The organism is Nonomuraea sp. NPDC001684 (assembly GCF_053596515.1).
Genome location: NZ_JBSFGJ010000479.1, coordinates 1 through 6765 on the forward strand (window position 1 = coordinate 1; position 6765 = coordinate 6765).

At 73.1% G+C, this 6765-nt stretch carries 6 protein-coding genes; all 6 read left to right on the forward strand.

The window, feature by feature from the left end; translation table 11 throughout:
• Positions 1–166: 166 nt before the first annotated feature.
• Entirely contained in the window at positions 167–1975 is a 1809-nt protein-coding gene (locus ACWCSD_RS44430; protein ID WP_449924362.1) for a LuxR C-terminal-related transcriptional regulator, read from the forward strand.
• Between the two features lie 3 nt (positions 1976–1978).
• A complete protein-coding gene (locus tag ACWCSD_RS44435) occupies positions 1979–2866 on the forward strand; it encodes an alpha/beta hydrolase (RefSeq protein WP_449924365.1) in 888 nt (295 codons plus the stop codon).
• Between the two features lie 35 nt (positions 2867–2901).
• Positions 2902–3390 (forward strand): hypothetical protein, encoded by a 489-nt coding sequence (locus tag ACWCSD_RS44440; RefSeq protein ID WP_449924367.1) that lies wholly within the window; start codon positions 2902–2904, stop codon positions 3388–3390.
• 136 nt (positions 3391–3526) lie between these two features.
• Positions 3527–3931: a YbaB/EbfC family nucleoid-associated protein gene (locus ACWCSD_RS44445; RefSeq protein WP_397162898.1), complete on the forward strand. Its 405-nt coding sequence runs from the start codon at positions 3527–3529 to the stop codon at positions 3929–3931.
• Positions 3924–4298, forward strand: a complete 375-nt coding sequence (locus tag ACWCSD_RS44450) for a hypothetical protein (protein ID WP_449924371.1) — start codon at positions 3924–3926, stop codon at positions 4296–4298. The genes ACWCSD_RS44445 and ACWCSD_RS44450 overlap by 8 nt, the downstream gene beginning before the upstream one ends.
• A gap of 6 nt (positions 4299–4304) precedes the next feature.
• A partial coding sequence (locus ACWCSD_RS44455; protein WP_449924374.1) for an NUDIX domain-containing protein occupies positions 4305–6765 on the forward strand: 2461 nt, incomplete at its 3' end.

Genomic DNA, 6765 nt, shown 5'->3' on the forward strand with positions numbered 1-6765 from the left:
GGGCCGACCCGGCACGCGGGACGGCCACCCCGCGCCGGCCTCCACGGAGACATCGGCCTCCGCGAAGACATCGGCTTCCACGGAGGCGAAGTCTGAGGCGCGGGCGAGATCTGAGGCGGAGGCGAAGTCTGCGGCGGAGGCGGAGGCGGAGGCCGGGCGGGCGGCGTTGGCCGAGTTGGAGGAGGGCGGGCTGGCGGAGGTGTCGGGCGCCGGCGTGCGCTTCCGCCACCCGCTGATCCGTTCCGCGGTGCACGAGGCGGCCGCTCCGGCCGAGGTGCGCCGGGCGCACGCCGTCCTGGCGGAGCTGACCGCCGACGACCGCCGCGCCTGGCACCTGGCCGGAGCGGCCCTGGGCCAGGACGAGGAGGTCGCCGCCGCGCTGGTGGCCGCCGCCGGCCGGGCCCGCGACCGCGGCGGGTACGGCGCCGCCGCCACCGCCCTGGCCAGAGCCGCCGAGCTGACCCCCGAGCCGCGCGAACGGGCCGTCCGGCTGAAGGACGCCGCCGTCGCGGCCTGGCTCGGCGGCCGTCCCGGCCAGGCGGAGTCGCTGCTGGCCGAGGCGCGCGAACGGGCCGGCGGCGACGTCGCCGTGACCATGGAGATCGCCCAGCTCCGCGGCCGGTTCGAGCTGAACTCGGGCAACGCCGCCGAGGCCGTGCGGATCCTGGCGGCGGGCGACAGCCTGGACATGCTGGCCGACGCCTCCGAGGCGGCCGCGTACGTCGGCGACACCGCGATGATCGTCGAGCTCGGCCGCCGGGCCGCCGCGCACCCGGAGGGCTTCCTGCGGGACACGGTGGCCGGCATCGGCCTGACCCTGGGCGGCGACGCCGCCGGGCCCGGACTGCTGCGCCGGGCGCTGGCGCGGGCCGGTGAGCTGGCGGACCCGGCGGGCCACCTGTGGGCGGCGGCCGCGGCCAGCCAGCTCGGCGAGACGGACCTGGCCGCCGAGCTCAGCGACCGGGCCGGGCAGGTGGCCAGGGTGTCGGGCATGGCGGGGCAGTTGCCGGTCGTGCTGGAGTTCGTGGCGACCGCCGAACGGCTGGCCGGGCGGCTGGCGCGCAGCCAGGCCCTCTCGGAGGAGGGCCTGGAGCTGGCCCGCGAGGCCGGTTACGAGAACACGGTGGCCGCGCACCTGGCCAACCTGGCGGTCGTGGCGGCGCTGCGCGGCGAGGAGGAGGACTGCGAGCGGCAGGCCCGCGCGGCGCTGGCCATCGCCGTCCCCCATCGGGTGGGGCTGCGCGCGGGGGTGGCGGCGTACGCGCGGGCGATGCTCGACCTGTGCCTGGGCCGGCACGCGGCGGCGCGCGACCGGTTCGCGGCCATCGCCGCGGCCGGGCCGGGCACCGGGCATCCGGCGGTCGTCTGGCGGACGACCCCCGACCGCGTCGAGGCCGCCGTCGGAGCGGGCGACGAGGCGGGCGCGCGGGCGGCGCTGGAGGCGTACGAACGGGGGTCGCGGCACGCGGCGACGCCCGAGGCACGCGCGTTGCTGGCGCGCTGCCGGGGCCTGGCCGAAGCGCGCGAGGACGCCTTCGACGAGGCGCTGCGGCTGCACACCAACCCCTTCGAGGCGGCCAGGACAGCCCTGCTGCTGGGTGAGCGGTTGCGTCGCGGGCAACGTCCCGGCGAGGCGCGGGCGCATCTGCGGATGGCGTGGGAGACGTTCGAACGGGCGGGCGCGCGGCCGTGGGCGCGGCGCGCGCAGGAGGAGCTGCGGGCCGCGGGCGAGAGCGGGCAGGCGCCGCCCGCGGCCGTGCTCGACGCGCTGACCCCGCAGGAGTTGCGCATCGCGGGCCTGGTCGCCGACGGGTTGTCGAGCAAGCAGATCGCCGCCCAGCTCTTCCTGAGCCCGCGGACGGTCGAGTACCACCTGTACAAGATCTATCCGAAGCTCGGCATCGGCTCCCGTACTGATCTGGCGCGGCTAGTAGTTCTACAGAAGGCGCCCGTAGCCGGGCCGGGCAAGCTGTGAGGCATGCAAAACGTGAACATCTGGAGTGAAGAGTTCGGCGCCGCCACCGACGAGCCGATCCTGCTGATCATGGGTTCGATGTCGCAGGGCGTCCTGTGGCCGGACGAGTTCGTCGGGCTGCTGACCGCGGGCGGCCGCCGGGTGATCCGGTACGACCACCGTGACACCGGCATGTCGGACACGGTCGACTTCGCGGCGCACCCGTACACGTGGGACGACATCAAGGACGACGTCTACCGGGTGATGGACGCGCACGGCCTGGACAGCGCGCATCTGGTCTGCCACTCGGCGGGCGGGCTGCTGGGGCAGTTCGTCGCGGTGGAGCGGCCGGAGCGGGTGCGGTCGCTGACGGTCATCGGCTCCTCGCCGCTGGGCGGCGGCGAGGGGCAGGTCATCATGCGGGCGCTGCTGGGCCAGCCGCAGCCGGAGGGCAGCCTGCCGGTGCCGCTGCCGGAGTTCGTGGCCTTCTACCAGGCCCTGATCGCGTCGCCGCCGCCGCAGGACCGGCGGGCGGCGATCGAGGGCATGATCGCCGAGCAGCGTCTGCTGCACGGGACCGGGCTGCCGTTCGACGAGGACGCGGCGCGCCGGTTGCAGGAGCGCATCTACGACCGGGCGCGCGACCTGTCGGCGACGGTCAACCATCGGCTGGCGGCGGGCGCCAAGCCCGATTTCGAGCCGGTGGGCGTGCTGCACCAGGTCAAGGCGCCGACGCTGGTGATCGAGGGCACCCACGAGGTGGCCAAGCCGGGTCATGGCGCGCTCATCGCCGAGCAGGTGCCGGGGGCGCGGCTGATGATGGTGGAGGGCCTGGGGCACACGCTGCCGCCGGAGGTGCACGAAGAACTGGCCACCGCCGTCCTCGCGCACACGACCCCTGGCGACCGCTGACCGGCGAACTCGCCGATATGCCCGACACTTGGTCGATGATCAGCATCCCGCCGCGTACGGCCACCGACGCCTACTTCGCCGAGAGGGACGGGTCGAGGCGTCTCGACATCGTCTTCGACATCGACCTCGGGGAGCTGGTGGAGGGCCACCACGTGGTGGCCCGCGGGCTGGAGCTGTCGGAGGCCGGCGGGCTGCTGCATTACGAGTTCGTCCCGGGGGTTCGGGACGAGGAGGCGGACAGCAAGGGGTCGTTCTTCTGGTACTGGATGCTGTCCGCCGAGGACGACCTCGGCACCGACTACTCCGGCCACAACAACGGCGGCTTCGACCGGAAGGGCGTCAGGGCCGCGCACGGGAGTCGCCAGCTCGGCGGGGTGGTCCCGCGCTCGGCCCGCCGGCTGAGCGTCAGTTTCGAACCCGCCTGGGGATGGACGCCGCCGGGGCCGTGGTGCCGGCGGCTGGACGTCGCGTTGCCGGACGGTCCCGTCACGGAGGTGTGGAGGGGCCGGCGCGAGGCCGGCTGACCCCGCCGGCCCGTCGGTGGAGGGGTTTCGGATGCCCTGAACTGCTCGTTTTCCGTCCGTAAAGAGATTTAGTACGGTAGGGCCTCCGCGTTACAGCTGTGGCAGAAGCAGGCCCCTGGTACGAGAGGTACGCCGTTTGAGCGACGAGTTCGGGCTGACAGTCGAAGCGTTGGCCAGGGAGTACAACCGGCAGGCCCGCGAGTTGCGGACGGCGTACGGCAAGCTGTCGGAGCTGGTGGCGACCGCGCAGAGCCGCGACGGCCTGGTCAGCGTGACGGTGGGGCCGCGCGGTCAGGTGCAGGACATCGCGCTGGACCCCCGGGTGTACCGCAGGCTCGCGCCGTCGCAGCTCGCCCGCTCGATCATGGAGCAGATCGGCGCCGCCACCGAGCAGGTGGCGGACCGGACGAAGGAGCTCATGACGCCGTTCATGCCGCAGGGGCTGCCTCTGGAGGAGGTGCTGGGCGAGGGGGCGGGCATCGAGTCGTTCCTGCCGAAGCCCGTGCGGCTTCCGCCGGAGGACGGCGCGGCGCATGAGTGACACCCGCGGCCAGGGATACAAGGCGGTCTTCAGCGGTCTGCGGCAGCGTTCCGCGCAGGCCGACGCCAGCGCCACCGCCCTGCGGGACCTGTACAGCGCGCTGGGCGCCGTCTTCTACCGCGAGGGCAACCCGCTGGGCGACGACCACTACGGCAGGGAGCTGGAGAAGAACCAGTACAGGATCGAGAGCACCGTCCTGCTCGCCTTCGACGCCTACATCCAGGCGGTGGAGAACGTGCGGGACGGGCTCCGGGGCAACGCGCGGAACTACGAGGACGCCGAAGGCCCGGACACCCAGGGCGCCGGGTATCAGGCCCCGCCCCTCGACGGCCAGGCGCCGTCTCCGCCGAGTCTGCAGGGAATGTGAGCCTCCTTGGGGTTCGACGGTTTCCTCGTCCCTGACTGGGCGAAGCCGTTCATCGGCTACGCCGTCGGCATGGACTGGCCCGAAGGTGACGAGGACGGCTGTTTCCGGCTCGCCGACGCGTGCGCGTCCACCGCGCGGGGCGTCCTGGAGGCGCGGGGCGTGGCGGTCTACACCCGGCTGGGCGACGACTGGGACGGCGACGCGCTGCGGGAGTTCGTCAGGTACGTCCAGGAGGGGCCCGATCAGATGCTGGCCGAGCTCGTCAAGGAGCTCGTCTCGGCCGCCCTGCACTACAACGATCTCGGCGTCCAGGTGCAGTACACCAAGCGGATGATCGAGGTCTCGGTCTGGTTCCTGATCCTGCAGCTCATCTGGCTGCTGGCCGCGGCGGCCGGCCCCTGGGGACCGGCCGCCATGGCCTTGGCCGGCTCGCGGATCCAGCTCACCCGGCTGGCCATCGCCCAGCTCGGCAAACGGCTGCTGATCAACATCGGGCTGTTCGGCGGTCTGATGGGCGGCATGGACCTCGGGGTGCAGGCCACGCAGTCCCGGCGCGATCACGTGGACTGGGACCAGGTCATGACGTCGGCCGGCACGGGCGCCCTCCTGGGCGCCTTCCTGACGGGCTTCACGGGCATCCTGCCCCCTCGGTCGATGCTCGGGTTGATGGGCCGTTCGGGCCTGGCCGGCATGGCCACGGACGTGGCCACGCAGATCTACAGCGGGCAGCCGTTCGACCCGGACAGACTGCTCAAGAGCCTCACCTCCGGCGTGCTGGGCGGGGCGGACGCGCACTGGGCGAGCTGGAGCCCGGGAGCGCACGTCAAGCCCGACGCCGGCCCGCCGGTGAACTCCCCAGTGAATTCAGCGGTGAATTCGACGGTGAATTCGGCGGTGAAGTCCGGCGTGGACCCGGGTTCCGCCGCCACGCTTCCCCCCGAGTGGCTGAACAGCGCGTACCACTCCTACGACCACCAGCCCACGTCGTCGTCGTACTACGCGGACGGTTCGGCGGGGCTTCCGTCCGGGCACTGGCCGGAGAGCACCGCGCTGGCCGGCGCGGCCGCCAAGCAGGACCCGTCCTTCGGCGGCGGGCACGACTTCGACGCCCTCCTCAACGACGTGCGGGCCGCGGACGGGCCCGCCGCCTCCCACGCGGGCGGGGGCGTCCTGCCCGGCGGCGCCGCCAAGCCGCAGGGACCCTTCCGGATCCTGGAGAACCCCGGCAAGTCCGGCGACGGCTACGTGAGCGGCGGCCAATGGGGCAAGTACGGCGCGGCGGGCGTGCTGATCCGGGGCATCGACCCGCACGGCGAGCCGCGTTACCTGCTCATGCAGCAGAGCGAGCTGGTCTCCAACGCCGGCAAGTGGCAGCTGCCGGGCGGCGCGCTCGACAGCCTGGAGAGCCCCGTGCACGGCGCGGCCCGGGAGATCAGCGAGGAGCTGGGCGTCGACCAGGTCTACCTGGACGAGCTGCGGCTCAAGGGCGAGCACGCCGTGCACGTCGGGGACGACGGCTGGACGTACACCAACCTGGCCGCCGACGGGCCGATGTTCGCTCCGAAGCTCGACACGTTCGAGACCAGCGGCGCCCAGTGGTTCACGCTGAAAGAGCTCACCTCGATGGCGAACGCGGACAAGCTGCACCCCGCCCTGGCCAAGGCCCTGCCGGACATCCTGGGCCTCTACCACCAGGACGCGGGACCGTCCGCCGCCCCGCCGAAGGACCACTACACCGCGCCGGACACGGCCGGCCGGGTCAAGCCCCCGGTGGACTTCGACGCGCGCTCCGGCGACCTGTCCCCGTCCGCCCTGCCCCACGGCAAGGGCGGCGCGCCGCCCGCGTACTCGGGGCTGGTCGCCGACGGGCCGAACCCGTCGCTGGGGCAGACGATCCGCCGTACCGAATCGGGTCTGTACTACACCGCGCCCGCGCCGCACGTCCCCGTAGACGCGCCCTTCGGCTCCCGTGTGGTCTCGCCCTCGTTCGGCGAGGCCGTCTGGTCGGACGTGGCCGCCGGGCTGTCCGAAGCCAAGCGCACGGCGGCCAAGGAGTACTCCGAGGGCGGCTACCTGGGGATGAACGACTACCTGCGGTACGGCGACTCCTCCATCGAGGGCCTGACGCCCGAGGAGGTCGCCAAGAACAAGGCACGTATCATCGCGGAGATCGAGCTGCTGCAGGAGATCATGGAATACCGGCCGGTCCCCGAGACGATCGACGTGTTCCGGACGCTGCGGCTGACCCCGAAATTGTTCACCGTGCCCGTCCAGGAGCTGGCGGGAACCGTGCAACGAGACCCCGCCTTCTTCTCGACGAGCATCGGCGACGGGCCCGCCTCCCCCGGGGCCGGGCACGTGGAACTGCACCTGCGCGTGCCCGAAGGCACCCCCGCCTTCTACCTGGACCTTTTTCGGCAGCCCGATGTTCTGGGCGCCGTACGTGCATATCGGCGTGTGACCGCGA

Bases quoted from the DNA above. Each gene is read 5' to 3' on its own strand.
- ACWCSD_RS44435 (WP_449924365.1), top strand. From the start codon at position 1,979: ATGCAAAACGTGAACATCTGGAGTGAAGAGTTCGGCGCCGCCACCGAC.
- ACWCSD_RS44440 (WP_449924367.1), top strand. From the start codon at position 2,902: ATGATCAGCATCCCGCCGCGTACGGCCACCGACGCCTACTTCGCCGAG.
- ACWCSD_RS44450 (WP_449924371.1), top strand. From the start codon at position 3,924: ATGAGTGACACCCGCGGCCAGGGATACAAGGCGGTCTTCAGCGGTCTG.